Origin of the sequence: Scytonema millei VB511283 (assembly GCF_000817735.3) — a bacterium.
Classification (GTDB): Bacteria; Cyanobacteriota; Cyanobacteriia; order Cyanobacteriales; family Chroococcidiopsidaceae; genus Chroococcidiopsis; species Chroococcidiopsis millei_B.
The window spans coordinates 743,843-770,271 of record NZ_JTJC03000002.1; the positions used below are offsets into that span (position 1 = coordinate 743,843).

Genomic DNA, 26,429 nt, shown 5'->3' on the forward strand with positions numbered 1-26,429 from the left:
CTTCACCGTTCGATGAGAAAAAGCAGTTTACATACCAGTACAGCGATCGCAATTCTCAACTGTCCTAGTTCAAATATGCCAAATTGTACCGTGTGCAGTTCGGAAAAATCTTTTATAGTGCGGTTATCAGCTATCAGTTATCAGTTAGCAGTTATCAGTCAACCGTCAACCACTCATTACCAATGACCAATGACCACTGACCAATGACAAATGACAAATTACCAATTTATTATGAAAATTATTTTAAATCGCCACTCTTCCCAACCGCTTTACTTACAAATCCGCGATTATTTGAGTCGCTTGATTCAATCTAGTAAACTTGCGCCCGGGGAAAAATTGCCTTCAATTCGGAATTTAGCAGCCAGTGTTGGTGTGAATAAATTGACGATTATTGAGGCTTATGGTGTATTAGCAGCTGACGGTTTAATTCAATCTCGTCCAGGTGCGGGATATTTTGTCAGCAGTGCTGTATCCTCGCCACAGCGCCAATCGCATTTTGCTCCGACTCAAAAAGTGACGATTTCTGAAACGGGAGAAACTTTTTGCGAGCAAATAATGGCTGCTTTGCAGGCTCAACAACAAAAAGAAATTATTAATTTCAGTTCTGGATTTCCGCTGACTCAAGAGTTAGAGAATTTTCAGCGCATTGCTAAACGGGCGATCGCCAATTCTACCGATACTTTATTTCGCTACGATCTACCCCAAGGACAACTTGTTTTACGCCAACAAATAGCCCAGATGCTATTAAACCAAGGTCTAGAAGTTTCCCCTGAAGAAATTATCGTGACCAATGGATCGGAACAAGGATTATCGCTGGCAATGCGTTACTATCTTCAGGCTGGAGATTGGGTAATTGTTGAAACGCCTACCTATCACGGAGCTTTGGGAATACTAGCAAATTTGGGCGTTAAAGTTATTGGTATTCCCATGACAGCAGAAGGTATGAATTTGGAGTTGTTAGAACAATATCTTTGCAGTCATCGTCCTAAATTAATTTATACGATTAGTACTTTACACAATCCGACCGGAATTACGACTTCTCAAGCTCATCGCCAAAAATTGTTAGCACTGGCTCAACAATACGAATGTCCTATTTTGGAAGATAATGCTTATGAAGCTCTAAATTTTGAATTTGAGCCTGTTGCAGCTCCAATTAAAGCTTTAGATCGCAGCGATATTGTCACCTATATCAGTACGTTTTCTAAAACTTTAATGCCTGGTTTGCGAGTCGGTTATACGGTTGTGACGGGCAAGCATTATCAACCAATTTTAGAACAGAAAATTCTGCAAGATTTGCACTCATCTACAGTTTCACAAGCAATTGTCAGCGAGTTTTTGGCTGGCGGACATTATCGTCGCTATCTCAACCGCTTGCGGACAAACCATCTTCAAAGTCGTAACGCCATGCTTCAGGCTTTAGAGCGTTATTTTCCTGCCCAAGCCAGTTGGACGATTCCCCAGGGAGGGCTATTTCTTTGGGTACATTTACCAGAAGGTATATCCGTACAAGCGATTTGTCGAGAAGCATTATCTTGTAAGATTCTCGTCGCCTCTGGAACGGCATTTTTTCCCAATCACCAAGGTTATCCAGCCCTGCGCTTAAATTTTTCTAATTCCCTTGCAGACATCGATCGCGGGGTTGCTGTGTTGGGTGAGTTAGTACAAAAATATTTAGCAGCAGTCGTACCTCAACCTAGCCGTGCGATTAGCGATCGCCCTTTGGAGATAGCGAGCAACGTGCGCGTTCCCAATCTGGGAATGTTGACAAAAAATTAGGTGCAAGGCTATTGACAAATTACATATTTTTTGCAATCAGCCTTGATATTTTCTGTCTAAGGTTGAGTATAATTGCTATCCAGTTCCGCCTATTGCCTGATGGAAATAGCAGATTAATTGCGCGATCCTAATAACAAGCTACTAGATAGCTGCATCCGTGAATTGAGGTTAAGCAAGATGAAACTAGCAATGCTCTCTACTACGGTTGCGATCGCTGCTCTTTCGATTGCGACTCCTGTACGGGCAGAAAACCCCGCTCATGTCAGACAATTACTGGCAACTGGAGAATGCCCGAGCTGCGATCTTTCTGGGGCAAATTTGAGTGGCGCTCATTTAATTGGTGCGGATTTGCGAAATGCAAATTTATCAGGTGCTAACCTAACAAATGCGAACTTGGAAGGTGCAGATTTAGAGGGTGCTAACCTACAAAAAGCTAATTTGCAGAAAGTTTTGGCTAGCGATACAAGTTTGATTAATGCAAATTTAAAAGGTGCTAATTTTCAACAAGCACAATTAGCAAGCACTGTTTTTGATGGAGCAGTTGTAACTGGCGCGAATTTCCAAGGCGCAAAACTCTACACGGCAAATTTTAATAATTAGTGACTAGTTATAGCGATTGTCTCCTACTTTCTTGCACTAAACTATAATATGTCGGTCTACATTCCCAGGTTTAAATGCGATGTCCCTGGCAAAAGACTTAGAAACTCCAGAATTTGAACCAGAAGATGTTATCTTTCCTCCTGGGGACTTATGGAGTGATGAACCGCCTTTGGAAAGCGAACTGCATTTACGCCAACTGCTACTGCTGATTGAATGCCTGGAATTGTGGTGGAAACACCGTCAAGACTTTTATGCTTTCGGCAATCTCACCATATATTACAGTCTTCGCCAACTCAAATCAGAACAATTTCGGGGTCCAGATTTCTTTGTCGTGCTAGGTACTGAACGTAAACCACGCAAAAGCTGGGTTGTTTGGCAAGAGGATGGCAAGTATCCGAATGTCATCGTAGAAATCCTCTCTGATACAACTGCCAAAACTGACAGAGGTTTAAAAAAACAAATTTACCAAGATACCTTTCGCACTCCAGAGTATTTTTGGTTTGACCCAAAAAGTTTAGAATTTAAAGGCTTTCAATTGGTTGGAGGTCAATACCAAGAACTACAGTCAAATCCTCAAGGTTGGTTGTGGAGTCAGCAACTAGAGTTGTATTTAGGGATTTCTGAAGAAAAGTTACGTTTTTTTACTCCTGATGGTCAATTAATACCGACTCCGCAAGAAGCCGCCGCCGCAGAACAGCAGCAAAGAGAGTTAGCACAACAGCAAGCGCAAGCAGCGCAGCAACAAGCACAAGCAGCGCAGCAACAAGCACAAGCAGCACAACAACAGGCAACAGAGTTAGAGTCTATGTTGGCACGCTATCGGGAACGTTTCGGTGAATTGCCAGATTGAAATAATGACTGTATTCTCAACAAATTAAACTTTAGTCAATACGAAGATACTACCCTCATTACCCCGTCCGATGCGTAAATCGCTATCAAGGTAAGTAATATCTACCCAGCCTTGTTGTCTGTTACTGTTAATCTTAGTATCCAAAGCTGGAAATTTCTTTCCCGCTTCTATTTCTTGGATAAAACTAGCAGGAGATTGATAGCTAAACAAGCGTTGTAAACCAATAATCGATCGATCGAATTTAACTTCGATCCGGCGTTCTGAGACAGGATTAAATTTAGCGACAACGCTAATTACCCCTTCAAGAAAAGGTAAGCCGTAAACTTCAGCGATATTGTAAATACTTTGAGTTTGAACGCGAACGCATTGATAAATCTGACCGAGTTTGAGTAATGGGAATTGGTCGATATTTAACAATCCCTTACTCGTCGTATAGAGTAAGCGCCAGTCTCCATTCAAGAGTTCGCCAGCTTCTACCGGACGAGGTGTAGGATTGCGGTCTTCTAACTGAGCGATCGCGGCGAGAACAGCTTGTTTATCTACTTCTGTTGATAACAATCCGCGATTCTTACCAGCGATCTTTTCCAAAAGTGTTTCTTTTCCTAACATTTTTATCTCCTCTTTATCGGGAGTTGGGAGTCGGGAGTCGAGAGTTAATTCTGACTTCTGACTTCTTTCCGTATAATCTCATCATACGAAGCCATGTAGTTTTTGCTATCTATGATGAAATATTTTTTTGTCATATTTGTGATTGTCGGAGCGCTTGTCACTTACAACTACCAACTACCAAATGATAAACTTTAGATGTATAATTGCATCTCCTTGTCTAGACAAAGCTTAAATATGCACAACTCTCCGCTTAGAGAAGAACCACGGGAACAGCCAGCTCGCGTCATTCCTTTAAAACAAGAATCGTCACTAATTGACTGGTTGCAATCTAACGGTCGGTTGATCCCCCGCGATGGCGTTCAGGAACCAGATTTGCTAACCGAAGTGGAAGACGGAGATTCTTCTCTCGACTTGCTCGAAGGTGATGATGTCGGCGACTTCTACGATGATGACGATGACTTAGGAGATATTGATGAAGCTGATGATGCGTAGCTGAGCGTCGTTCGTCATCTGTCATTGGTCATTAGCAACTCACAAATGACGAATGACCACTGACTCTTCAAAAATATTACATTTAAATACTTTCAAGGCAGCACTTTCGATTCAGTTCCGATAATGTCCTCAGCACTTATCTAGTCAAAAGGCAACTTTGTTGTGGACGCGAAATCATCTTCTTTCTGGTCTTTCCATCTCTCCGGTACGAGACTGCTTATCGTCCTAAGCCTTGCACTCGCTACTGCCTCGCTGACTCTCGATTTAACAGCGCAGCGGCTACCCTGGCAAGGGCGATCGCTAACTTTTCCTTTCTTATTCTGTGCTGCTGTCACTGCCGCAGTTGGTTTTTGGATAGTCCCGATCCTTCAGCAGTTAAAAGCCGGACAAGTGATTCGCGAAGACGGTCCCCAAGCGCACTTAAAAAAAGCAGGTACGCCGACGATGGGTGGCATATTTTTCGTACCTGTAGCGGTCATCGCTAGCACGATCTTATCGGCGCTGGCGCTGGGAATCCAAAACCTTGCTCCTGTATTGGCGATCGCTGGAATTACCCTTGGTTACGGGTTTATTGGCTGGTTGGATGATTGGCAAATTTTACGTCGTCAGTCTAATAAAGGTATTTCCCCACGTCTGAAACTGGCTCTGCAAGTTGGTTTCGGTTGCCTATATTGCCTGTGGCTGTGGAGTCGATCGGGAGATCTGACGACGATCGCGTTACCTTTTGGGTTTGCTCTGCCCTTGGGTTTGCTATTCTGGGCATTAGCAGTGTTTGTCTTGACTGCCGAAAGCAATGCCACGAATTTAACAGACGGTGTGGATGGTTTGGCGGGAGGAACGGTAGCGATCGCGCTTTTAGGATTAGGGGCGATCGTCGCGCCTAATTTCCCCGGTTTGGCAATTTTCTGTGCTTGTTTGAGCGGTAGCTGTATCGGCTTTTTAGTCCATAACCGCAATCCGGCTCGCGTCTTTATGGGAGATACGGGTTCTTTAGCACTTGGAGGCGCGTTAGCAGGAGTCGCTCTCATGAGTAACACCCTCTGGGCGCTATTTATCCTCAGTGGGATCTTTTTTGTCGAATCTTTATCGGTAATTGCCCAGGTTAGCTATTACAAAGCCACCAAAGGAGCTGATGGTAAAGGCAAGCGTCTGTTTAAAATGGCTCCCTTCCACCACCATTTAGAATTGTCTGGGTGGTCAGAACTACAAGTAGTTGCCGTATTCTATGCAATTAATGCTTTTTTGGCTTTGGTATCTATTTGGCTGGCTTGAGCGATCTAAAAATAGATCGTACACATTTCGTAGGGGCGCACAGCTGTGCGCCCCTACAAGTTTTATGTACTGGACTGAGAATCGCTATCAGTTAAACGGCGATCGCATCTCCGAACTACATGAATCCGCCGCCAGCACCACCGCCGAAAGGATTGCCCCCGCCACCGAAGGGGTTTTCGCCACCGCCAGCACCACCACCGAAGGGATTTTCGCCGCCGCCAGCACCGCCGCCGAAGGGATTTTCGCCACCACTAGCACCGCCGCCGAAGGGGTTTTCGCCACCACTAGCGCCAACATTACCAAAGACATCTTCAAAGCTGTCGATGCCAACTTCTTGCAACGAACCCCAAGGCGATCGTTGAAAGAGGCTATCCATATCGGTGCTATCGCTCATCTCAGTGCTGTCACCACTGCCATTACTATCATCATTAGTGTCACTGTTAGGGTTTGACTCCCCGCCAGATACCTCACTAAAATCCCATGTATAGCTACCGGAATCGCCAGTAGGCGATTGGTTAGCGCCGCTATCACCAGTCAGAGAATCGCTACCTTCTGTGTCGCCCCAAGGAGCTGAGTTTGTCCCTACAATGTTGTCCGAGCTTAACTGTTCGCCTTGTGGTTGACCGCTATCATCTGTGAATTGTATTGTCATATTCGTACCTACAGCAAAGGGTTCGCTACTATCACTTGGTGGGTTGCTATCAGCAGGAAGTTGCAATGTAATGTTCGATCCAACAGCAAAAGGTGTATCTTCACTATTGGTGGTGTTGCCACCGTTATTGTCGTTTTCAGACGTTGCCATTCAACACAAATCCTCTTACTTCTATGGCTGAAATTGCCTAGAGTTCAAGCACAAATTTTTGCTGAAAATATTTTTTGATTAGCAATCTATTTGTACTTAAAGACTCAAGGATTACCTTTTTGCTTCTAGTTTTGGCACTTTAAGCTAGAAGAATGTGGAAAATAGAGCATAGCAAGCTCGACAATTTGCCCGATTGCAGTCAAATTGCAAGCTTAATTCCATCGATAAAAATGCAACAACCGCTACACTATGCCTAGCAGTTTATGCAAGTTGAGAAAAGATTACTATGAGAAATATTTAGATTGACTTGTCAGTTCTTTTGAATGGTGGAGAAACCAAGTTTTATGTTTTTACTTATATCTTTTGCTAGATGTCTGCGCATCTACCAACAATCGCCAACTACTTGCGTAACTGTCGGACTAAATGAGTCAACTCTGGCAAAATTAGCTTTTCCATTGCCAGTTGTACGGCGTTAGTAGAACCTGGAAGCGAAAAAATTAGTTTACCCTGATATACACCCGCGATCGCCCGCGAAGCTATGGCGCGGGAACCAATGTCTTGATAGCTCAGATACCGAAATAATTCGCCAAATCCTGGTAAAGTTTTCTCTAGTAAAGAGGCGATCGCGTCGTAGGTTGTATCTCTGGGGGCGATACCCGTACCCCCGTTAAAAATTGCCACATCTAAATCTACACGCTGGCTGAACGATTCTATCTGCGATCGAATTTGATCTGGTTCGTCTTTAACAATCGCATAAAATCCCACAGTATGACGCGCTGCTACGAGCAATTGCTCGATGCGGCGACCGCTTTTATCTGTTTCTGGGGAACGGGTATCGCTGACGGTGATAACAGCACAACTGATTGTCAATCCTGGTATGTCAGGGTGAGGCTGATGTGTCACAGATTCCTAAAAAAACTATGATTTGTTGAATCCCAAGCCGTGTTCGTTGGCGTATCTTTCCATAAACCGCATAAACCGATCCCACTCTTCGGTCGATTTCATCAGGTAGATCGCTTCAATGGCTTCTGGTTTGCCGTTGATAAATTTTCCCTTGACTTCACGGGTCACGAGTTCCCCTTCTTCATCAATCAAGTACATCCCCGTCACTTCTTCATTGCTACCCTCGCTCAAAATTTGGGGGTTTTGAAAATAAAAAGTTGCCGTACCATTACTCCCATCGCGCGATCGCGTCAAGCGTACATCTGGGACTGTTTCTTCGATAACACCTTTAGAAAACTGAATCTGAGCCATAATGACGATCTGTAAATTTCTATGATGAGTTGTTTAAGTATTTTCTCATCATTTTGAGCTAGGTGACGCATCAGTTGTCAGTTGTCAGTTATCAGTTATCAGTTATCAGGGAGCGGGGGAGCTGGGGGAGCAATTCAAAATTCAAAATTCTCTACACCCCACACCCCACACCCTATTGGCGACTAGCCACCAGCCACTAGCCACTAGCCACTCCCGACTTACGACTTACGACTTATCTACTACCAAGTTGAGTTATTTTCGGGTTGCGTTGGTGCGGCAGATTCAGGGACATTACCCGAATCAGTAGAGTTAGTTGGTTGAGAGTTGGTTGGTTGAGAGTTAGTTGGTTGGTTTAGATTGGTGGAATTATCTGATGGTGAAGTTGTTGTTGGAGTGACTACAGGTGCGGGTACTGCTGGAATTACGGGCATTGCTTGAATGCTCTCAATTTTTTCTAATGCTTTTTGATAATTCGTGCTGTCGTTTTTTTGTTGGAATATATTAGCAGCCAGCTGTAAGTCTGCGATCGCACCTTGGCGATCGCCTAAGTCGCGCCGCACGAGACCTCGGTTGTAATGAGCTTCGGCATTTTTCGGCTCTATGCTAATGACTTTACTAAAATCATCTATTGCCCCTTGTCGGTCTCCCAAGCGACGGCGGAGAATTGCTCGGTTGTTGTACACTGTCGTCCAACTCGGATCGAGATCTAAGGCACGACTGAAATCATCCAGCGCTCCTTTAGAGTCTCGCAACATCGTCCGAGCCAAGGCACGATTGTAATATGCTCTAGAATTATCCGGTTCGAGCCGAACAACGCGATCGAAATCGTCAAACGTTCCCTGACCGTCTCCCATACTGCGGCGAATCGCACCGCGACTGTGATAGGCTTGAGCATCGTTAGGAACGAGAGTGATGTAGCGATCGAAATTTGACAGCGCTCCCTGCTTGTTGCCCCGATTATAAAGAATCACTGCTCTTTGGTAATAAGCATTGGCATAGTTGGGGTCAAAATTCAGCGCTTGGTCGTAGTCTGCTAGCGCCCCCTGCTTGTCTCCTTGGTCGTAACGCGCGTTTCCCCGTTGATAGTAAGCGTCGGCGTAGTTAGGGTTGCGGGCGATCGCTTGAGTGTAGTTAGCAATTGCTCTCGATCGATCGCCGCGATCGCGTTCTACCGATCCTTTAGCGAAAAAGTCTGAGGCAGATTTGGGATTTTCTAACCTTTGAGCTGGTTTATCCGTACTGGGGGCAGTATCCACTGCGACTGCTGGAGCTTGAGGGATCTGCGATCGCATTGCCAAAAACGTATTAATCGGAATTGCCCCATTAAAGCCAGTTTTCATATTCACCGCCATCGTCGCGTCGCTCCCCTGCTGCTTCACGTCTACGCGATCGCTACCTCCCAACCCGTGAATCCCAACGACTCGACCATCAATATCAAAGACAGGACCACCGCTCATTCCACCTTTTGTCACTGAGTTATAACGCAGTGTATAGCCTTCTGGCGCACTGCTGGGGCGACTGGTCACGAATCCAGGCGAAAAGACAAAATCGCGGTCTGCACCAAATTTTCGATCTAAAGCAGGGAAGCCCATGACAAAAATTTCTGCTCCTACAGGCACGTTAGACGGCGCTAGCTTGGCAACGGGGTATACAGCCGCACTACTAAATGTCACCAATGCCAAATCGGGTTCATTCGGGCTTTTTTGCAATTTTTCCGTACTCACAACTGCATAACTCTGACCGTCATGAGTACGAATCGTATGCGGTGCAGGCATTAAAGCAACATGATTGCACGTCAGGACAGTGTAAGTATTGCCCTGTCGTTGAATAATCACTCCAGAACCGCCATCTTTAACTCCCATCGGAGGATTGACCTGCACCGTCATGGGACTGCCAATTTTGACAATTTCTTGCGGAGATAGAGCCACCGCTAAATTATGGCTCGTTACCAGCACCGCTAAAGTTACCGTTCCGGTCAAAAGAGGATAAGTAAAGTTTGTTTTCATAAATCAGTTATCAGTTATCAGTTATCAGTTATCAGGGAGCAGGGAGTAGTGACCAGTGACCAGTTAATTCTCTACTTACGACTTACGACTTACGACTTACGACTTCTACTTCAGTGCTTGCCAAAAAGCCGTGGCGGGGATTGCCCAGCTCAATGCTTCCATTTGTTGGTACATTTGCTCGGATGGTGCAGAGCCATCGGTAAATGTAAATGCACTAATACCTTGCGGCGGATATTTCAAGCGACCGTTGATTCCAATTAGTTGTCCTTTGCGGTTTAAAACTGGTCCACCACTCATCCCTGGATCGATCTCGTTGGTATAACCCAGTTGATATCCTTCCTGTAGAGATTTTTCTGGCAGCATTGCCACTTCACCATCCGTCACTCGTAAGGCTTTAATACCCCAAGTCCGAGTGTCCTCGACTGCATCCGCACTCGTCCATTGCCAATTAGGAAATCCAGCAGCATAGATGGAATCGCCGACAGCTACAGCTTTGGTATCGGCGATCGCCACAACTTGATACGCTGTTTTGCTGGTAAACTCTACCAAGGCTAAATCCGAGCCAGACAATACAGGCGATCGCAACCGCTTGCCTACGTGCTTTTGTCCGTCTGCGGTTAGAATCGTGAAGCGCTCGTCCTCACCCTCACCCACAATGTGAGCGCAGGTCAATATGGTGTATGTTTCTCCTCTGTGCCGCACGATCGCGCCCGATCCTGTAGCATCTGCGGCAAAAATCCGTACGGTCACTTGTCTGGCAACTACTGGCACTGCGATCGCTACGGCGGGTTCTGCACTTGTAACCTGACTCATCAGCATCGGCTGAGACTGCGATCGCGCTAAGGCTTGCCCACACTTATTCAGTATAGAAACATACACCAAAATTATAGTTATCAGTGTACTTACCAAGACTTTAACAATCAATTTGCCCCTTACCTCTCACCTCTTACCTCTCTCACCAACTACCAACTACCAACTACCAACTACTACCATTTGTCGGAACGTTAGGTTGCTGTGGAGATGCTTCGCTTGCGCCACCTGCTGATTCGTAACCAGCTGAAAAAGCCTCCTCTACTGCTGCTTCCATATCAATAGCGCCAGTAGATGTAGTCTCACCTTCACCGCTAGCACTCTCGCGAATTGCCGAATAGTCGGCACGCTGACCGAAACGCAGCAAATTGGCTAAAGCGGCACCAGGGTTTTTAGCATTTTCTGGAGAGAGGGTAAATAGCGTATTGCTTGTATCGCAGCTAGCGCCAGAATTGACATAACAGATAACCGTCTCATTTTTAATGATTCCGGTCGTCAGTAGTAAATTACTTAGTCTTCCACCATTAGCAGCAACTGCTTTAGTCAATTTCTGGGAAACTAGCTGACAGCGTTCTTGAGGTGTATATTCTGCACTGACTTGTCTCTGCCAGGTAATCATGGGAGCAGAGCGTTGATTTCCCCTAGCTGCAACCGTAGCAAAGCCATTACCAGAACGGACGCAGACAAAAGTGGTTGCCTGATTGGAGGGGTTTTGTGGGGTTGCTTGACTACGACTAGTATTCTGCGCCCCTACTCGATCCTGAAATCCTATGACACTAGCACATGTCACGCTAGTTACTAAAACAAAGATTGGAAATTTAAATTTCATAAGAAACTTTTTTAATTATCAGTTGTCAGTTATCAGTTGAAAGCGGTGCGTGGTGTGTGAAATACTTACGACTTACGACTTACGACTTACGACTTATGGCTTTCCATACACTACTCACTCTCTATACAAACTGACATCTTAAATTTTCGTGAAATGTCTCGAAGAATTTATTCAATTTTTCTTAACTTACATAGAAAATAGTACCTTTTTTCTAACCGTTCACAGAGGATTTAAGGATTTTTTCGGTTAATTTTTGTGATTTATTATACTGCAATTGTACAAGTGATTTGAGGGCTGTGGCGCGATCGCTTGCTTACCACGGTTCTAGCGGTTGTGGTGATGCGGGTGGCGTTGAAGGTGTTTGAGTGGGAGGCTTGTGTTGAGGCAGCAAAAAATATAAGTAGAAAATGCCAGCTACAAGTCCCACTCCTGCTACTCCTAACACAAAGCCCGCACTAGATAATAACCATAAGTTTCTTCTGGTTCTTTGTATTTCGCGGCTATCTTGCTGGATAGGAGGGTTTTGCAATTGAGTTTGACTTAACTGTGGCGATCGACTTAAGTTGGTTGGATTCGCGTTGCTGGGATTCAAGTTTATGGCATCGGTGTGATGAGTTGGTGGCGTATACTGCTTGGGTTGATGTTGGTGCAGATCGAAAATGCGCGTTTGAGGAGTCTGAGTTTGATTAGATGCGGGGGAAGTAACTGACGGTGGTATAGGCTTGCTCTCATCTGTAGCTGAGGTTGGCGAATTTGGGGCGATCGCCTCCTTAGTGGGTTGAAAATGGATAAAACCAGCAGTATACCCCAAAGAAGTTGGTAGCACGGATTGTAGTGCCGCGCTTAATTCCCCCACCGAGCCAAAGCGTTGCTCTGGTTGCTTGTTTAAACAGCGCATGACAATTGCTTCTAGCTCGACCGACAAGTGTTCGCATTTAGGTTGCGATCGCAATGATTGAGGCATTTGGGAAGTATGGGCAATTCCCCATGACACGCCACTCGTTTTGCGGGCTTCAGTTCCGAAGCCAAATGGATCGGAACCACTCAGCATCTCATAGAGAATCATCCCCAAACTGTAAATATCTGCCCGTCCATCGATATTTTTCTCTATTTGTAACTGTTCCGGTGCAGCGTAGCGGAACGTACCCAAAAACGTACTGGTCAGATTAGTTAACTCTAGTGCTTCATCGCGGATTTTAGCTATCCCGAAATCGAGAATTTTAACTAACTCCCCCAAAGCGGTTGGAATCAGAAAAATATTATCGGGTTTGAGGTCGCGGTGAACGATTTGGATCGGATCGCTCGTGGTGACAACTCCCTCGCGCCGAATCCTAACACCTTGGTGAGCAAGTTGCAGCCCCGCACAGACTTGACAGGCAATTTCAATCGTTCGTTCTACAGGCAATCGTGTCTCTCGCCGTAGGAGTTGACCTAGTGTTTCGCCAACGAGGTATTCCATGACGTAAAAAGGATATCCCTCTTCCGTCACGCCGTAGTCACTAATATCGACAATATGGTCGCTTTTGAGGGCAGCACAAAGCATCGCCTCGCGCTCAAAACGTTTATGCAATGGAATCGAGACAGCGAGCGTGTCTCTCAGTAATTTCAGCGCTACCTCCTGTCCCAGCCGCGTATCCATAGCTAGATAAACGTTACCCATACCACCCGCACCGATGCGCTGTTCTAGATAATAGCGTCGGCAATCGCCAATAAAACGACCGATCCAGGGATCTGAGCTTGAAGTGTTCATCAAGAAGGTGGTACGTGGTGCGTAAAGAATTCGGAATTCGGAATTCGGAATTCGGAATTAATGCGTGAATGCGTGAATTGGAAGTTGCTCCGCGACTCTCCCTTTCCTATGCTACATATTTATGCTGTAACTCTTGCTGCAACTGACTGGGAGAAAATGCCCCATGCTCGGTAATAATTGCTGTAATCAAATGAGCGGGAGTTACGTCAAAAGCTGGGTTGTAAAATTCCACGCCTGCTGGAGTCAAGATAGTATTGTCAATCTGATAGACTTCAACCGGATCGCGTTCCTCAATCGGAATTTCTCGACCAGTTGCGATCGCAAAATCAATTGTTGCTACGGGTGCAGCAACATAGAAAGGAACGTCATGTGCCTTAGCTACCAGTGCTAAGCTGTACGTGCCGATTTTATTTGCTGTATCGCCATTAGCGGCAATGCGGTCAGCGCCCACCACAACGGCGTGAATCATACCTTGCTGCATACAGTGGGCAGCCATACTATCTGTAATTACCGTAACGGGTATCCCTTCTTGGACGCATTCCCAAGCAGTTAGTTTTGCCCCCTGAAGACGAGGGCGAGTTTCATCGGCATAGAGGCGCGATAACCTACCACAAGACCAAGCAGAACGCACAACACCCAAAGCCGTACCGTAACCTGCGGTTGCTAAGGCTCCAGCATTGCAATGAGTTAAGAGATTGAGTTGGGCGGGAGTTTTTGGCAAGAGTTCCAGACCGCGATCGCCAATTGCCTGACAAGTTTGTAAATCTTCGGCTTGAATTGTCTGTGCTGTAGTTAACAAAACTTGGCGAATTTCCTCAACCGTGCCGATCGTTTCGTAGGCAGTTTTTAACATGCGGGCGATCGCCCAAAACAAATTTACCGCTGTCGGACGGGTTGTTCGCAACATCTGAGCCACTTGCTCTAGCTGCGACAAAAACTGCTCTCGATCTTGGGTTTCAATCTCTCGCGCCCCTAAGTACATACCGTAAGCAGCAGCGATCCCGATTGCTGGTGCGCCTCGGACAATCATCGTTTTGATTGCCTGTGCCATATCTTCACAGCGATGAATTTCCACAAAGGCATACTCGGCTGGCAAGTGCGTTTGGTCGATGAGTAAAACCGAGCCTTCGTACCAAATTACAGGGTAGACGTGGGTAGGACTGGAGATCATAGGGAGTTAGAGAAATTGGGTGTGGGTTCTGGGTACAAGGAGGACAAGGGAGAGAAGAGAGCTGAGGAAGCGCAAGGTTGCTGAGGGAGCTGAGGGAGCAAAACAATTCAAAATTCTTACACCCTACACCCTACACCCTACACCCCACACCCTTCTTTATTTACTCACTACACCCCACACCCTACACCCTACACCCTTTCTTCATGACTCACTAACAACTTAACCAATATAAAAAAGGTGGGCGATCGCCCACCTCAAAATCAAAAATTACGAACCTACAGAAGATAGCTGCTGGCTAAAGAAGGCTTGACGCACGGTTTCAGCAATTTGCGGACTGGTCAAACCCAAATCGGCTTTCGATTCATTTGGTTCGGCGTGATCTACCAAAGTATCTGGGATGCCAATTCGCTTGACAGGAACGACAACATTTGCGTCGAGTAAAGCTTCGGCTACCGCAGAACCAAACCCACCCATCAGACAGCCTTCTTCTAAAGTCACGACGCGCCCGATTTGCTGCGCTAGAGGTAGAATTAGCTCTGTATCTAGGGGTTTGGCGAAACGAGCGTTAATTACTGTTGCTTCAATGCCGTGTTCGCGCAAAATTTCTGCGACTTGCATTGCAGGATGAACCATCGCACCAAAACCAATTAGCAACAGATCGTCCCCATGTCGGAGGATTTCCCCTTTACCAATTGGCAAGGATTCCCAACCTTCTTCCATGAGGGGAACGCCGTAACCATTACCGCGTGGATAGCGCATGGCGATCGGTCCATCCGTGTAGTTAACTCCAGTAACGACCATTTGCTGTAACTCGGCTTCGTCTTTGGGAGCCATCAAAACCATGTTGGGCAAGCAGCGCAGGTAGGCAATATCGTACATACCTTGGTGTGTTGGACCGTCAGACCCTACAATTCCCGCTCTGTCCATACAGAAAAAGACGGGTAAGTTTTGGATGCAGACATCGTGGACTATCTGATCGTAGGCACGTTGCAAGAAAGTTGAATAGATTGCCACCACGGGACGCATTCCCTCGCAAGCTAAGCCAGCGCCTAGAGTAACGGCGTGTTGTTCGGCAATCCCAACATCGATATATTGCTTGGGTAGCTTGCTGGCAAGTTTATCCAGTCCCGTTCCTGTTGCCATTGCTGCCGTAATCCCAATAATTTTAGGGTTATTTTCGGCTAGTTTGACCAAAGTATGAGCAAAAACCTTAGAGTAGCCCGGGGGTTTGGGCTTGCTGGAGGGAATGGCTTTACCCGTTGCCAAGTCAAAGGGAGACTGGGCGTGATATCCTACTTGGTCTTTTTCGGCAATCTCGTAACCTTTCCCTTTAACTGTCGCCACGTGGACGAGTACTGGTCCTTGGATGTGATGCGCTTGCTCGAAAGTCGCAATCAATTCTGTCAAATTATGACCGTCTACTGGTCCGAGATAGGTGAATCCGAGTTCTTCGATAATTGCTCCAACTTTTGACACGGCTAGCCGCTTCATACCACCCTTAAGCCGATGCAGTTCGGGGGTGAGAGATTCGCCAACAAAGGGAATGTGTTTAACTTGTTCTTCTAAATTATCGGCAAGAAACTGTACTGGTGCAGAAAGACGCATTTTATTTAAGTAACGAGAGATTGCACCAACATTCGGTGAAATTGACATCTCGTTATCGTTCAATATCACGAGTAAATTTGTCTTAGGCAAGTGTCCGGCGTGGTTAATTGCTTCGAGTGCCATACCACCTGTCAGCGCGCCATCACCAATAATTGCTGCGACTTTAAATTTATCCCCCTTAAGATCTCGTGCCAGTGCCATTCCCAGTGCAGCAGAAATACTCGTAGAGGCGTGACCCGCGCCAAAATGGTCGAATTTGCTCTCACAGCGCTTGAGATAGCCAGCGACTCCATCTTTCTGCCGGAGAGTGTGAAACTCACTGTATCGACCAGTAATCAGCTTGTGCGGATATGCTTGATGTCCGACATCCCAAATCACCTTGTCGCGATCGAGGTCTAATGTTTGATATAGTGCTAGGGTCAATTCCACCACGCCTAGCCCTGGTCCCAGGTGTCCGCCACTAGCGGCGATCGTTTGCAAGTGTTTTTCGCGAATTTGACGAGCAATCTGTTGTAATTGACGAATCGACAAACCGTGCAACTGATTAGGATGGGTGATTTCACTCAGGTGCATATTGGGTGTTCCCTCTGCGTTGCGTCTTGTGCTTCACCGCTCGACTGTTGCCAACTGTCTTGGGTGGAGTCGTAGAGGTGAAGTATGTATTCCTTCCTCAATGTAAAAGATTTCGGGTGCAATGCATATTGGTAAATATTTTGTGTTCAGATATTTACTGCGATCGCCCTCTCTGCTATACCTTAAATTCACATCCTACAGGTTATACCCGAGTTTTAGTCATTAAATTGACATAAAAAGTTGTTGCCTTACCAAGACTTTAACTCTACTGTGAAGATTGGGTAAATAGCTAGTAAACGGTAGGAAATATGTCATCTACCTTATGTATTAGCTTTCATCCACAAATTAAGGATTATGGATGAAGGTACTCTTTATGAGTAAAAATCTTAATTGCTTAAAGTTTTTGACGAAAAACCGTAGGTTAACTGCAAGTATCTTGTCGCTTGGCAGTTGTTTGGGAGCGATCGCAACCACACTCCAATCTGCAAAAGCAAGTATTATTGGGCAAGATGACCGCGTTTTGCCTGCGTATGAGTGGTTGACAGTAGCGCCTCGTAAAGCAGTGGGGCAGTTAGAAACTCAGAGAGCAGATGGGCAATGGGGACTTTGTACTTTCACCGTTGTCGGTCGTAATATTGGCTTGACAAATAGCCATTGCGTGAGGGATGAACAAGGCAGGATACCATTACAAGCCAAAGCTTATGTGATACGCTATGGCACGACTCAATTAGCCGTAGCAAATGTTGATGCTTATTGGACAGGGCTAAAAGTTGCTCCTAAAAACGTAGAAGAATGGAAACGAGATTGGGCAATTATCCGATTTACCACAAATTTAGGAGATGCCACAGGTTGGTATGGTAATGTCGAGTGGAATCCAAACGATATTAGCAAAGCAGGAGACACTGTTGTCGGTCAGCCCACAAATTACATCGGTTATCCTACTGATTGGCCCACAGATCCAGCTTTGAAAGCCTATCAAGGATACTTACCAGCCTTGCAGGGTGGCTGTAATATTTTGAATAAAGATCCACAGTTAGAAATCCTCTTACATGACTGTGACATCATGAAAGGAACCTCTGGTTCGTCTCTATTCTCTGCGGTTTCAGAAACAGACTTTCGGACTATGGCTTTGAATAACGGTTTCTTGACATTTCCTGACGGCACATCAATTAGTACGGCAGTACCTCTAGAGCGGTTTATGCCAGCTATTCTCAAACTGAGAGCCACAGGAGCAACTAACGACACCGCAGTCCCCGTTCCATAGGTTAACTCAATCGCCATCAATGATAAACAAGCAAAACCAATACTTACTATTATTAGGGTTAGTCACGACATCAATATCGGTCGCTGCAACCGCATTTATTTCAAGTGCTAGTGCTAACGAGCTACTCTGCTACCTTCAAACTCGGGATGGTAAACAAGTGGATCTTTCTCAAATATGTAACAAGAAGACATCTCCCACTCCCGCTAAACCTGAAACTCCGAATACAAGCCATCCTACTACCACTCCTGGCAATTTACAAACAGCACCTAACCAGTCCAAAATTCCTGTTATCGATCCCAAAATGCCAGCCAAGGTTCCTCTCGTCCTCAAAGACAAACCATCTGCATTGTGGAACTCCGTTCCCGATCTACCTTATCCTGCAATCGAAGGACGGACAATTCGGCGTTAAATGAGTGGCTAGTGGCTAGTGGTTGGACTCTTTTCTTGTCATCAATTCCACTAGTAGAGACGTTACATGTAACGTCTCTACACTGATAACTGATAACTGTCAAAAAGCTGTCAACAAGCACAGAAACAAAGCTTCTGTCCATTCTACGATCGCGCCGTAGGTATCTCCCGTATGACCACCTAACTTATAATTCAACCAAGCTCCAGTCAGAATAGCGATCGCGCTGCCACCTAATGCCATAGCAAGAGACGCTACAATGCGATCGCGATTTAGCAAGATTTGGACTCCACTCAGACCGAGTAATAATAACAATCCTGGCAATAAATCCCAATAAGACTGAATTGCCGCTTTGTGAAACGCTCCTTTACCTGTAGGTTTGAGATAAGGATAACAGGCGATCGCGACTTGTTGTCCCCATCGTCCCCAACCACAAGCTGCCATCAATATTAAAGGGCGATAAGTATCGAGATCGGTTAAGGCTGATATTTTTAAGAGTAGGATAGCGCTCGCTACCATTGCTCCAAACGCACCTGTAACGCTATCTGCCATTACCTGCAAGCGCCTTTGCGGATCTTGTACTGCCAAGCCATCAGCTGTATCCATTGCTCCATCTAGGTGCAGTCCCCCAGTAACCGCAATCCAACTCACGACAACTACAGCACTGCGAGTCAGTATGGGTACGCCTAATAAAAATAAGCCTAGATCTATCAATCCCAGAATTCCACCAACAATCAAACCTACCAGCGGGACAAAACGCGCCACGCGCTGAAAGTCTAATTTCAACTTAGGAATGGGCAGACAAGTATAAAATGCGATCGCTGCTAGAAAATCTAATCCAAGTTTTAATATCACAATTTACAAGTCTCCCTTTCTAAAGGGGATTGAGGGCGATATAGTCTATGTTCTCACCCTCATGCGATCGCGCTACCAATTATAGATCGCTAGTAGCTAATTGCTCAGAACTACTCATAAGAATAACTGTTTGCTATTCTTCAATGCGGAGTAATTTGCGGTAAAAAGGTTTAGAAAAATCTGTACTGCGACTGCGTTGAAAATTGAGAATAACATCGATTAAATAATCGATATATTCCGAACTTTGCATCAGCAACTCGTAACTCAATTCGGCATTACCATCAAATTGTAGCCGACACCGGATCAGGTCTGCTGGTAATGTGGAAATATTCCAAGTTGCTATAAAGGGAATACCATCCGCACCTTCAATTTTACGCTGTCCTTCCATCACTCCTTTTTTGAACAAACTGATGGCAAGGGGTAAGATATTACGTTTATTGCCTTGAAAATAGGGAAGGTAAACTCTTAATTCTTGCTGGTTGGCGGGTTGAAGTTGTTGAATAGACATAGGTATTTAAGGGATAATAGTTACTGGTAATTGGTAGTTGGTAGTTGGTAGTTGATAACTGATAACTGATAACTGAACTGACAACTGTTCGCTATTTTTCAGTATTCCCAGAAATTGCCCTATGACAACACTTACTCGCTGAAAGAAAAAAGGTGGGCATTGCCCACCCTACTATTGAAATAAAAAGGTGGGCATTGCCCACCCTCTGAGAATATGAGTGTCTTGAACAATTATGCGATCGCAGCTGTTCTGACATCGTTATTTGCTAACAACTCTTGCAGTTCGTCTGCGTCTACGGTTTCTTTTTCTACTAGCATTTGGGCTAGTCGATCTAGAATGGCGCGGTTGTTAGTTAATACTGATTTTGCTCGTTTGTAAGCGGTATCAACTAGCTGATGCACTTCTTCGTCAATGACGGCGGCTGTCTCTTCTGAGAAATCGCGTTCGGCAACGATATCGCGCCCGAGGAACATATTACCTTGTTGACGACCCAAGGCAACGGGACCGAGGCGATCGCTCATACCAAAACGAGTGATCATTTGTCTGGCAACTCTGGCGACTTGTTGTAAGTCGTTGGATGCACCAGTGGTGACTTCTTCTTCACCAAAGATAATTTCTTCGGCAATCCGACCACCTAAAGCCACAGCCATTTGGTTTTCTAAATACGAACGGCTGTAAAGTCCGGTGTCCATCCGGTCTTCGCTAGGCGTGAACCAAGTCAAACCACCAGCGCGACCGCGAGGAATGATGCTAATTTTTTGTACGGGGTCGTAGTCTGGCATCAGCGCCCCTACTAAGGCGTGTCCGGCTTCGTGATAGGCTACGAGTTGCTTGCGCTTCTCGCTCATCACGCGGTCTTTCTTCTCGGGACCTGCCAAAACGCGATCGATCGCGTCGTTGACTTCATCCATCGAAATTTCGCTTAGGTTGCGTCTAGCAGCTAAAATTGCAGCTTCGTTCAACAGGTTCGATAGGTCTGCACCTGTAAAACCTGGCGTACGACGGGCAATTCTGTCTAGATCTACGTCTTTTGCCAAAGTCTTGCCACGGGCGTGAACTTTGAGGATTTCCAAACGTCCGGCATAATCGGGTCGATCTACAACGACTTGGCGATCGAAACGACCAGGACGCAATAACGCTGCATCGAGTACGTCTGGGCGGTTAGTCGCAGCAATAATGATGATTCCAGTATTGCCTTCAAAACCATCCATTTCGGTGAGTAACTGGTTCAGGGTTTGCTCCCGTTCGTCGTTACCACCACCTAAACCAGCACCCCGCTGCCGTCCGACAGCATCGATTTCATCGATAAATACGATACAAGGTGCGTTTGCCTTAGCTTGCTCGAATAGGTCGCGGACGCGAGACGCACCCACACCAACGAACATTTCAACGAATTCAGAACCGGAAATTGAGAAGAAGGGAACGCCAGCCTCACCCGCTACAGCACGAGCCAGTAGGGTTTTACCCGTTCCTGGGGGTCCAACTAGCAATACACCTTTAGGAATTTTCGCCCCGACTGCGGTGAAGCGATCTGCATTTTTCAGGAAGTCCACAACTTCGTTCAATTCCAATTTGGCTTGATCGATTCCAGCCACATCGCCAAATGTTACCTGAGTTTGTGGCTCCATTTGTACCCTGGCTTTAGACTTGCCAAAGTTCATTGCTTGGCTACCAGGACCATTTTGGGCGCGGCGTAGTAAAAAGAATAAGCCAACTAAAAGCAAGACGGGGACAAATAAGCTGCTGAGGGCTTTGAACCAAAAACCTTCATCGGTTTGAGGTAGAACCGCAATATCAACTCCTCTCTCCGTCAAGATTGAAATTAATTCGGGGTCATCGGGTAAATTAACGATGACTTGGCTGCCATCTTGAGGCTTGACAAGCGCCCTGGTGCGATCGGCACTAAGTCTGACCTGAGCAACTCTACCTTTTTCAACTGCTTGAATAAAATCGCTGTATCGCCATGTCTCTCGACTCTGAGGCTGTTTGTCAAAGAACGCTGTTCCCAGCGCAATGACCACAATTGCCAGTAATGCGTACAGCCCTGCGTTTCTCCACCGTTTATTCACCGAGGGTTAGCCTCCTAAAGCTTACGGGCAAGGGCGTTTTTTTCTTATGTTAATTAATTTTAATCTACCTTAGAATCTTGCCACTTGTCAGGTATCAGAATGAGGAGCGAGGAGTGAGGAGCGAGGAGCGAGGGAAAAAATGTACTTTTTATCTCTCACTTTTACCTCTTTTCACGCACCGCACCACGCACCACTCTATTCTTAGGGGTGATTTGTTGCGGCGGCTGATGTTGAATTATGGTGGATTGGGGTGACGCGATCGCACTTCGATCGACGATGTTGGTGAACGATGAAAAAGATTGGTTCTCAGCCTACTCTATCGCCTACAAGTTTGGTGCTGCTGTCGATCGCTTCGACTCAGTTAGGTTCGGCGATCGCGAAAACGTTGTTTAGTACGCTTAGTCCTGCTGCTGTAGTGCTGTTACGGGTGGGTTTTGCAGCGGTGGTGTTGTTGGTGCTATGGCGATCGCAAGTTAAGGGGATTCAGCGCCAGAACTACGGGGTGCTGATTTTGTTTGGTTTGTCTTTGGGTTTGATGAATCTCTCATTTTATTTGGCAATCGAGCGGATTCCAATTGGCATTGCGGTGGCGCTGGAATTTATCGGACCTTTGGGTGTGGCGATCGCCAATTCTCGGCGCTTGCTCGATCTGTTGTGGGTGTTGCTGGCTGGATGCGGTATCGTGTTGCTGGCTCCAATTGGCGGTTTGACTGTCAATCTAACTGGAATTATTTTGGCGCTGACGGCGGGGGGATTTTGGGCGGCTTATATTCTCCTTTCTGCTAAAGTAGGGCGGGTTGTACCTGGAGGCGTGGGGCTGGCTTTGGCGATGGCAGTGGCGGCGATCGTCATGTTGCCAATGGGAATTGTTACGGGTGGCTCGGCGCTGTTAAATCCACAAATGTTATTGATTGGGTTTGGGGTGGCGATTCTTTCTTCGGCGATTCCATACTCGTTTGAGTTAGAGGCGTTACGGTGGCTACCTGTAAGGGTGTTTGGCGTGTTGTTGAGTTTGGAGCCTGTGGCGGCGGCTGTCATTGGTTTTATTGTTTTGCGGGAAACTTTGGAGTTGCGGGCGATCGTGGCGATCGCTTTGGTGACAGTTGCGGCGGGTGGGGCTTCTCTTTATGGGAGTGGGAGAGGATAATGTCACGCAAAGACGCTAAGGCGCTAAGAGGAAGGCGCTGAGAGTTAGTCTGCAAACAATTTGCGTAGTTGCTCAAAGGCTGGATGATAGGGGTTGTAGTTTAGTTGATTCATTTTTTCTTGCCCTCGCTCCACTCTTTGAGAAGCCGCTATCGCGTCTACGCTCCTGACTCCTCGCTCCTCAAATACGGTATGAATGGGAATGAGTTGCACGATGCTGTTGCTGTAGGCGATCGCTTCCATTGTTTTGATTATTTCTGGTGTCCAAGGTTTTTCCATAACTGGTTGGTTTTGATTTTTGAGCCAGTCAATGAGTTGCGATCGCATGATTCCTGGTAAGATTCCTGTTTCTAGTGGGGGTGTCCACCAGCTACCGTCTTGCCATCCCCACAAATTACCCGTACTGGTTTCCAGCCAGTTATCGTTGGGATCGACGAAAATTGCTTCGCTGGCTGTCATGTGTTGGGCTTTTGTTCTGGCTAGCCACGCACCTAAGTAGTTACCTGTTTTGTGGGTGGGTAGGAAGCGATGAAATTCTTCTCCTGATACTAAGCTAGCTGCTACTCCATGTCTTTGCTTTTCTGTCAAGTCTGTTGGTAGCGATCGCCCAGTTATCCACTCTCTCCCGTCTGAAAAGATTGTGATTCTCAATACGGGAAAATCTTGCAGTAAGATTTCTGCGCCTTGTCGAACTTTCTGCCAGTCTGGTTCTTGCCAGTTTAAGAATTGAATACTGGAGCGGAGGCGATCGCCATGTCCTTTCCAGTTTGTTAAGGGGCGATCGAGTGACTGACAATAAACTCGCAGGGTAGTAAACACGGTTGCTCCGTACAATAACCCTGGATCGTCTATTGCTAACTCGATGATATTTGTTTTGATTAAGTCGCCGTTATACCAAAAAATTGCCGTTGCCTCAGTTTACTTGTCTTTAAGTTTTAATTTCTTTTTCAGTTAATTCATGCTTCCTTACAACCGAAAAGCAAACATTTTATGTATCGATTAGATTGTTAAGTTTTAAGCTATTTTTACAGTCAAAGCCTTGCATTTTTACACCTTAATTCATATCATTTCACAAATTCAATTTATAAAACTATGGATAGAGATAGACAAGAGGCATACTGGCGGGCAAACACGGCTTTAATTCGGAATCTATTAATTGTTTGGGCGCTGGTATCGCTGGTGTTTAGCATCCTGTTAGCACAGCCATTGAATGCAATCCGACTTGGAAGCGTTCCTCTAGGCTTTTGGATGGCACAACAAGGCTCGATCTTAACTTTTGTCGTCTTGATTTTTATCTATGCCTTTCAAATGGACAAGCTCGATCGCAAATATGGGATTAGGAAGTGAGGGAAAATCATGTCAGCAGAGCTTTGGACGATTATTTTAGTTGCCCTCTCTTTCCTACTGTATCTCTACATCGGATGGCGATCGCGCGTCAAAGATAGTTCCGGCTTTTACGTTGCTGGGCAAGATGTGCCTCAAATTGCAAATGGAGCTGCAACAGCGGCGGATTGGATGTCAGCAGCTTCTTTTATCTCGATGGCTGGGTTAATTTCAACTCTGGGCTACGATGGCTCGATTTATCTAATGGGTTGGACTGGCGGTTACGTGCTGCTGGCGCTATTACTTGCCCCATATCTGCGCAAGTTTGGCAAGTATACCGTGCCGGATTTTGTCGGCGATCGCTATTATTCTAATGCAGCTAGGTTAGTCGCGGTAGTCGCCGCCTTATTTGTCTCTTTCACTTATGTTGCCGGACAAATGCGGGGTGTGGGAATTGTCTTCAGCCGCTTTCTACAAGTCGATATCAGCACGGGCGTGATTATCGGGATGGTGGTGGTGGCATTCTTCTCCGTCTTGGGCGGCATGAAAGGCATCACCTGGACGCAGGTAGCCCAGTATGGTGTATTAATTGTGGCTTATCTGATTCCAGCAGCGGCGATCGCTTATCTTTTGACTGGTAATCCGATCCCGCAACTGGCATTTACTTTTAGCGATATTGTCGGCAAACTGAATCAAATTCAGTTGGATTTGGGTTTTAAGGAGTACTCGCAACCATTTGCTAATCGCTCAATGTTGGATGTGCTGTTCACTACCCTCGCCTTGATGGTAGGAACGGCAGGATTACCCCACGTGATTGTCAGATTCTACACGGTTCCCAACGTCAGAGCGGCGCGTTATTCGGCAGGTTGGGCGTTATTATTTATCGCCCTACTTTATACCAGCGCTCCCGCCTTGGCAACTTTCGCCCGTTACAACTTAATTAACACTTTGCACAACCAACCAATTACCGAAGTGCGACAGTTAGACTGGGCAAATAAATGGGAAAAAACCAAGTTATTGACCTTTGACGACAAGAATAATGATGGACGAATTGAGTTAACGCCCGATAAAACTACGAGCGAAATCACGATTGACCCCGATATTATTGTCTTGTCTACCCCAGAAGTAGCTAAGTTAGCGCCTTGGGTGATTGGACTTGTCGCGGCGGGAGGGTTAGCAGCTGCTTTATCAACAGCTAGTGGTTTGCTGCTGGTAATTTCTAGTTCTGTCGCCCACGATATTTACTACCGCATCATCAATCCCAATGCTTCGGAAACCCAAAGGGTGTTTGTCGGTCGCATCATGGTGGGGTTAGCTGTGGTGCTGGCGGGATATTTTGGGATCAATCCGCCGGGATTTGTGGCGCAAGTGGTGGCTTTTGCCTTTGGTTTAGCCGCTGCTAGCTTTTTCCCCGCAATCGTTCTCGGTATTTTTGACAAACGAACGAATCGAGAAGGTGCGATCGCTGGTATAGTAGTCGGTCTATTGTTCACCCTGTTCTACATCGTCGGGGTGAAATTCTACGGGATGCAACCTTGGTTATTTGGGATTTCTCCCGAAGGGATCGGCACTGTCGGGATGATGATTAACTTCATCGTCACCCTTGTGGTTTCTCGCCTGACTCCACCACCACCAATTGCCGTACAAGAAATGGTAGAAGATTTGCGCTCTCCTGCGGGCGCAGAGTTACCAGTTGAATCAGTCCACTAATTATTCTATTGTAGGGGCGTACAGTTGTGCGCCTTTATAATTGTGCGTCTCTACCATGTTTTTATCCTAGCGTGAGGTAATCTAGCCGTTCAAAATCACTGCGCTCTAAATTCTCCAATTCAGGACCCAGTAGCCGCAAATAACCTTGCTGATTTTCAACTCGACGAATAGCTGGGATATAAATATCTTGCTCAACCATAAAATCGTAGATAAATAAGTATACGCTTCCCATGTCTTCACGTTGAAGCTGACGATTTTGAGATTGGAAGTAAAAAGAAATATCTTCTTCAAAGTCTAGCGTTTCTATAAAGTTGCCATTTTCATATAATTCATATCCAATATAGCCACCCGTATCGCTCACTCTATAGTAAACTGTGCGAGTTTGTAGCAAGTTAGAAAGAGTTTGAGCATCCTTTTTTTGAAGTGGAGTACGACCTGGTACAAAACCGAAGTTGTATATTGATGTCCAAGTCTGTTCTTTAAATTGAAATACAATAAAGCCTTGACCTGTAGTTACTATTTCGCGATCGTACACGTCCTGTTCCCATCTGTCTGCTTGTCTTACTTGAACAAAGGCTGGTGCAACAGTTTCTATTGGAGCTTTAACGAAAACAAAAGTTTGATTTAAGTCAATAGATTCGATCCCTCTTTTCTGTTCTAGAGTCATATTTTTGTCTAATTAAAACAACGAAATGAAATTATTAATTTAAATGAATTCAACTAAAGACATAGAGTAATGATAACACTAA

28 protein-coding genes are annotated in these 26,429 nt (G+C 45.8%); 13 read left to right on the forward strand and 15 right to left on the reverse strand.

Translation table 11 applies throughout. From position 1 onward, the window contains the following. Nucleotides 1–12 precede the first annotated feature (12 nt). The 4 genes from QH73_RS11105 to QH73_RS11120 all read left to right on the forward strand — a co-directional run bounded on the left by QH73_RS11105 (nt 13) and on the right by QH73_RS11120 (nt 3,226). Nucleotides 13–186 carry a hypothetical protein gene (locus QH73_RS11105; RefSeq protein WP_165587660.1) on the forward strand — a complete coding sequence of 58 codons (174 nt, stop codon included), beginning with the start codon at nt 13–15 and terminating at the stop codon, nt 184–186. Nucleotides 187–210: 24 nt separating this feature from the next. Further along, the gene (pdxR, locus tag QH73_RS11110) at nt 211–1,776 is read left to right on the forward strand and encodes a MocR-like pyridoxine biosynthesis transcription factor PdxR (RefSeq protein ID WP_236146963.1); all 1,566 of its coding nucleotides are present in this window, start codon (nt 211–213) and stop codon (nt 1,774–1,776) included. Nucleotides 1,777–1,953: 177 nt separating this feature from the next. Then, nucleotides 1,954–2,376 (forward strand): pentapeptide repeat-containing protein, encoded by a 423-nt coding sequence (locus tag QH73_RS11115; RefSeq protein WP_039716374.1) that lies wholly within the window; start codon nt 1,954–1,956, stop codon nt 2,374–2,376. Nucleotides 2,377–2,455: 79 nt separating this feature from the next. Next, nucleotides 2,456–3,226: a Uma2 family endonuclease gene (locus tag QH73_RS11120; protein WP_039716373.1), complete on the forward strand. Its 771-nt coding sequence runs from the start codon at nt 2,456–2,458 to the stop codon at nt 3,224–3,226. Nucleotides 3,227–3,250: 24 nt separating this feature from the next. Here the strand turns inward: QH73_RS11120 and QH73_RS11125 are convergent, their stop codons facing one another. Then, on the reverse strand, nt 3,251–3,835 hold the full coding sequence (locus QH73_RS11125) for a PAP/fibrillin family protein (protein ID WP_039716372.1): 585 nt from the start codon (nt 3,833–3,835) through the stop codon (nt 3,251–3,253). 234 nt (nt 3,836–4,069) lie between these two features. Between QH73_RS11125 and QH73_RS11130 the strand changes: the two genes are divergently transcribed. Both QH73_RS11130 and mraY read left to right on the forward strand, forming a co-directional pair. Next, nucleotides 4,070–4,327 carry a DUF3134 domain-containing protein gene (locus tag QH73_RS11130; protein ID WP_015156101.1) on the forward strand — a complete coding sequence of 86 codons (258 nt, stop codon included), beginning with the start codon at nt 4,070–4,072 and terminating at the stop codon, nt 4,325–4,327. Nucleotides 4,328–4,489: 162 nt separating this feature from the next. After that, nucleotides 4,490–5,599 carry a phospho-N-acetylmuramoyl-pentapeptide-transferase gene (gene mraY / locus QH73_RS11135; RefSeq protein ID WP_039716371.1) on the forward strand — a complete coding sequence of 370 codons (1,110 nt, stop codon included), beginning with the start codon at nt 4,490–4,492 and terminating at the stop codon, nt 5,597–5,599. 115 nt (nt 5,600–5,714) lie between these two features. Here mraY and QH73_RS11140 read toward each other — a convergent pair whose 3' ends face one another. The 3 genes from QH73_RS11140 to psb28 all read right to left on the reverse strand — a co-directional run bounded on the left by QH73_RS11140 (nt 5,715) and on the right by psb28 (nt 7,655). Further along, nucleotides 5,715–6,401: a hypothetical protein gene (locus tag QH73_RS11140; protein WP_039716370.1), complete on the reverse strand. Its 687-nt coding sequence runs from the start codon at nt 6,399–6,401 to the stop codon at nt 5,715–5,717. A gap of 399 nt (nt 6,402–6,800) precedes the next feature. Next, a complete protein-coding gene (locus QH73_RS11145; RefSeq protein ID WP_039716369.1) occupies nt 6,801–7,304 on the reverse strand; it encodes a MogA/MoaB family molybdenum cofactor biosynthesis protein in 504 nt (167 codons plus the stop codon). 15 nt (nt 7,305–7,319) lie between these two features. Continuing rightward, nucleotides 7,320–7,655, reverse strand: coding sequence for a photosystem II reaction center protein Psb28 (psb28, locus tag QH73_RS11150; protein ID WP_039716368.1), 336 nt, complete (start codon nt 7,653–7,655; stop codon nt 7,320–7,322). A 74-nt stretch (nt 7,656–7,729) separates the two neighbouring features. Here psb28 and QH73_RS28745 point away from each other — a divergent pair, with 74 nt between their 5' ends. After that, nucleotides 7,730–7,855, forward strand: a complete 126-nt coding sequence (locus QH73_RS28745) for a hypothetical protein (RefSeq protein WP_286194085.1) — start codon at nt 7,730–7,732, stop codon at nt 7,853–7,855. 39 nt (nt 7,856–7,894) lie between these two features. On the opposite strand, the gene QH73_RS11155 is transcribed toward QH73_RS28745, so the two are convergent. The 5 genes from QH73_RS11155 to mtnA form a co-directional block, all read right to left on the reverse strand. Then, nucleotides 7,895–9,661 carry a tetratricopeptide repeat-containing S1 family peptidase gene (locus QH73_RS11155; protein ID WP_052290148.1) on the reverse strand — a complete coding sequence of 589 codons (1,767 nt, stop codon included), beginning with the start codon at nt 9,659–9,661 and terminating at the stop codon, nt 7,895–7,897. A gap of 105 nt (nt 9,662–9,766) precedes the next feature. After that, nucleotides 9,767–10,540 carry a S1 family peptidase gene (locus QH73_RS11160; RefSeq protein ID WP_201278073.1) on the reverse strand — a complete coding sequence of 258 codons (774 nt, stop codon included), beginning with the start codon at nt 10,538–10,540 and terminating at the stop codon, nt 9,767–9,769. A gap of 97 nt (nt 10,541–10,637) precedes the next feature. Further along, nucleotides 10,638–11,300, reverse strand: a complete 663-nt coding sequence (locus tag QH73_RS11165) for a COP23 domain-containing protein (RefSeq protein ID WP_132866917.1) — start codon at nt 11,298–11,300, stop codon at nt 10,638–10,640. A 313-nt stretch (nt 11,301–11,613) separates the two neighbouring features. Next, nucleotides 11,614–13,050, reverse strand: coding sequence for a serine/threonine-protein kinase (locus tag QH73_RS11170; protein WP_052290146.1), 1,437 nt, complete (start codon nt 13,048–13,050; stop codon nt 11,614–11,616). A 106-nt stretch (nt 13,051–13,156) separates the two neighbouring features. Further along, nucleotides 13,157–14,221: an S-methyl-5-thioribose-1-phosphate isomerase gene (gene mtnA, locus QH73_RS11175; protein WP_039716366.1), complete on the reverse strand. Its 1,065-nt coding sequence runs from the start codon at nt 14,219–14,221 to the stop codon at nt 13,157–13,159. Nucleotides 14,222–14,240: 19 nt separating this feature from the next. Between mtnA and QH73_RS11180 the strand changes: the two genes are divergently transcribed. Continuing rightward, a complete protein-coding gene (locus tag QH73_RS11180; RefSeq protein ID WP_132866919.1) occupies nt 14,241–14,444 on the forward strand; it encodes a hypothetical protein in 204 nt (67 codons plus the stop codon). A 44-nt stretch (nt 14,445–14,488) separates the two neighbouring features. Here QH73_RS11180 and dxs read toward each other — a convergent pair whose 3' ends face one another. Beyond that, complete coding sequence (dxs, locus tag QH73_RS11185; RefSeq protein ID WP_039716365.1) at nt 14,489–16,399, reverse strand: 1-deoxy-D-xylulose-5-phosphate synthase; 1,911 nt, start codon at nt 16,397–16,399, stop codon at nt 14,489–14,491. A 373-nt stretch (nt 16,400–16,772) separates the two neighbouring features. On the opposite strand from dxs, the gene QH73_RS11190 reads away from it, so the two are divergent. Beyond that, nucleotides 16,773–17,663 carry a trypsin-like serine peptidase gene (locus QH73_RS11190; RefSeq protein WP_165587662.1) on the forward strand — a complete coding sequence of 297 codons (891 nt, stop codon included), beginning with the start codon at nt 16,773–16,775 and terminating at the stop codon, nt 17,661–17,663. 19 nt (nt 17,664–17,682) lie between these two features. Continuing rightward, nucleotides 17,683–18,072: a hypothetical protein gene (locus QH73_RS11195; protein ID WP_132866921.1), complete on the forward strand. Its 390-nt coding sequence runs from the start codon at nt 17,683–17,685 to the stop codon at nt 18,070–18,072. Nucleotides 18,073–18,171: 99 nt separating this feature from the next. Here QH73_RS11195 and cobS read toward each other — a convergent pair whose 3' ends face one another. From cobS to ftsH3, 3 genes are all read right to left on the reverse strand, one after another. Then, nucleotides 18,172–18,924: an adenosylcobinamide-GDP ribazoletransferase gene (gene cobS / locus QH73_RS11200; RefSeq protein WP_039716363.1), complete on the reverse strand. Its 753-nt coding sequence runs from the start codon at nt 18,922–18,924 to the stop codon at nt 18,172–18,174. Nucleotides 18,925–19,057: 133 nt separating this feature from the next. Then, nucleotides 19,058–19,432 carry a type IV pilus biogenesis protein EbsA gene (ebsA, locus tag QH73_RS11205; protein WP_039716362.1) on the reverse strand — a complete coding sequence of 125 codons (375 nt, stop codon included), beginning with the start codon at nt 19,430–19,432 and terminating at the stop codon, nt 19,058–19,060. 230 nt (nt 19,433–19,662) lie between these two features. After that, nucleotides 19,663–21,501: an ATP-dependent zinc metalloprotease FtsH3 gene (gene ftsH3 / locus QH73_RS11210; RefSeq protein ID WP_039716361.1), complete on the reverse strand. Its 1,839-nt coding sequence runs from the start codon at nt 21,499–21,501 to the stop codon at nt 19,663–19,665. Nucleotides 21,502–21,790: 289 nt separating this feature from the next. On the opposite strand from ftsH3, the gene QH73_RS11215 reads away from it, so the two are divergent. Continuing rightward, nucleotides 21,791–22,648 carry an EamA family transporter gene (locus tag QH73_RS11215; protein WP_039716360.1) on the forward strand — a complete coding sequence of 286 codons (858 nt, stop codon included), beginning with the start codon at nt 21,791–21,793 and terminating at the stop codon, nt 22,646–22,648. 44 nt (nt 22,649–22,692) lie between these two features. On the opposite strand, the gene QH73_RS11220 is transcribed toward QH73_RS11215, so the two are convergent. Beyond that, a complete protein-coding gene (locus QH73_RS11220; protein WP_039716359.1) occupies nt 22,693–23,550 on the reverse strand; it encodes an aminotransferase class IV in 858 nt (285 codons plus the stop codon). Nucleotides 23,551–23,739: 189 nt separating this feature from the next. Between QH73_RS11220 and QH73_RS11225 the strand changes: the two genes are divergently transcribed. Then, on the forward strand, nt 23,740–23,994 hold the full coding sequence (locus QH73_RS11225) for a DUF4212 domain-containing protein (RefSeq protein ID WP_015156119.1): 255 nt from the start codon (nt 23,740–23,742) through the stop codon (nt 23,992–23,994). Between the two features lie 9 nt (nt 23,995–24,003). After that, complete coding sequence (locus QH73_RS11230; protein ID WP_039716358.1) at nt 24,004–25,680, forward strand: sodium:solute symporter family protein; 1,677 nt, start codon at nt 24,004–24,006, stop codon at nt 25,678–25,680. 61 nt (nt 25,681–25,741) lie between these two features. On the opposite strand, the gene QH73_RS11235 is transcribed toward QH73_RS11230, so the two are convergent. Continuing rightward, nucleotides 25,742–26,347, reverse strand: coding sequence for a hypothetical protein (locus QH73_RS11235; protein WP_039716357.1), 606 nt, complete (start codon nt 26,345–26,347; stop codon nt 25,742–25,744). Nucleotides 26,348–26,429 lie beyond the last annotated feature (82 nt).

Bases quoted from the DNA above. Each gene is read 5' to 3' on its own strand.
- pdxR (WP_236146963.1), top strand. From the start codon at position 211: ATGACAAATTACCAATTTATTATGAAAATTATTTTAAATCGCCACTCT.
- QH73_RS11235 (WP_039716357.1), bottom strand. From the start codon at position 26,347: ATGACTCTAGAACAGAAAAGAGGGATCGAATCTATTGACTTAAATCAA.
- QH73_RS11120 (WP_039716373.1), top strand. From the start codon at position 2,456: ATGTCCCTGGCAAAAGACTTAGAAACTCCAGAATTTGAACCAGAAGAT.
- QH73_RS11230 (WP_039716358.1), top strand. From the start codon at position 24,004: ATGTCAGCAGAGCTTTGGACGATTATTTTAGTTGCCCTCTCTTTCCTA.
- QH73_RS11140 (WP_039716370.1), bottom strand. From the start codon at position 6,401: ATGGCAACGTCTGAAAACGACAATAACGGTGGCAACACCACCAATAGT.
- QH73_RS11225 (WP_015156119.1), top strand. From the start codon at position 23,740: ATGGATAGAGATAGACAAGAGGCATACTGGCGGGCAAACACGGCTTTA.
- QH73_RS11165 (WP_132866917.1), bottom strand. From the start codon at position 11,300: ATGAAATTTAAATTTCCAATCTTTGTTTTAGTAACTAGCGTGACATGT.
- dxs (WP_039716365.1), bottom strand. From the start codon at position 16,399: ATGCACCTGAGTGAAATCACCCATCCTAATCAGTTGCACGGTTTGTCG.
- QH73_RS11170 (WP_052290146.1), bottom strand. From the start codon at position 13,050: ATGAACACTTCAAGCTCAGATCCCTGGATCGGTCGTTTTATTGGCGAT.
- QH73_RS11155 (WP_052290148.1), bottom strand. From the start codon at position 9,661: ATGAAAACAAACTTTACTTATCCTCTTTTGACCGGAACGGTAACTTTA.
- QH73_RS11215 (WP_039716360.1), top strand. From the start codon at position 21,791: ATGAAAAAGATTGGTTCTCAGCCTACTCTATCGCCTACAAGTTTGGTG.
- mtnA (WP_039716366.1), bottom strand. From the start codon at position 14,221: ATGATCTCCAGTCCTACCCACGTCTACCCTGTAATTTGGTACGAAGGC.
- QH73_RS11190 (WP_165587662.1), top strand. From the start codon at position 16,773: ATGAGTAAAAATCTTAATTGCTTAAAGTTTTTGACGAAAAACCGTAGG.
- ebsA (WP_039716362.1), bottom strand. From the start codon at position 19,432: ATGTCTATTCAACAACTTCAACCCGCCAACCAGCAAGAATTAAGAGTT.
- QH73_RS11125 (WP_039716372.1), bottom strand. From the start codon at position 3,835: ATGTTAGGAAAAGAAACACTTTTGGAAAAGATCGCTGGTAAGAATCGC.
- QH73_RS11115 (WP_039716374.1), top strand. From the start codon at position 1,954: ATGAAACTAGCAATGCTCTCTACTACGGTTGCGATCGCTGCTCTTTCG.
- QH73_RS11130 (WP_015156101.1), top strand. From the start codon at position 4,070: ATGCACAACTCTCCGCTTAGAGAAGAACCACGGGAACAGCCAGCTCGC.
- QH73_RS11195 (WP_132866921.1), top strand. From the start codon at position 17,683: ATGATAAACAAGCAAAACCAATACTTACTATTATTAGGGTTAGTCACG.
- QH73_RS11105 (WP_165587660.1), top strand. From the start codon at position 13: ATGAGAAAAAGCAGTTTACATACCAGTACAGCGATCGCAATTCTCAAC.
- psb28 (WP_039716368.1), bottom strand. From the start codon at position 7,655: ATGGCTCAGATTCAGTTTTCTAAAGGTGTTATCGAAGAAACAGTCCCA.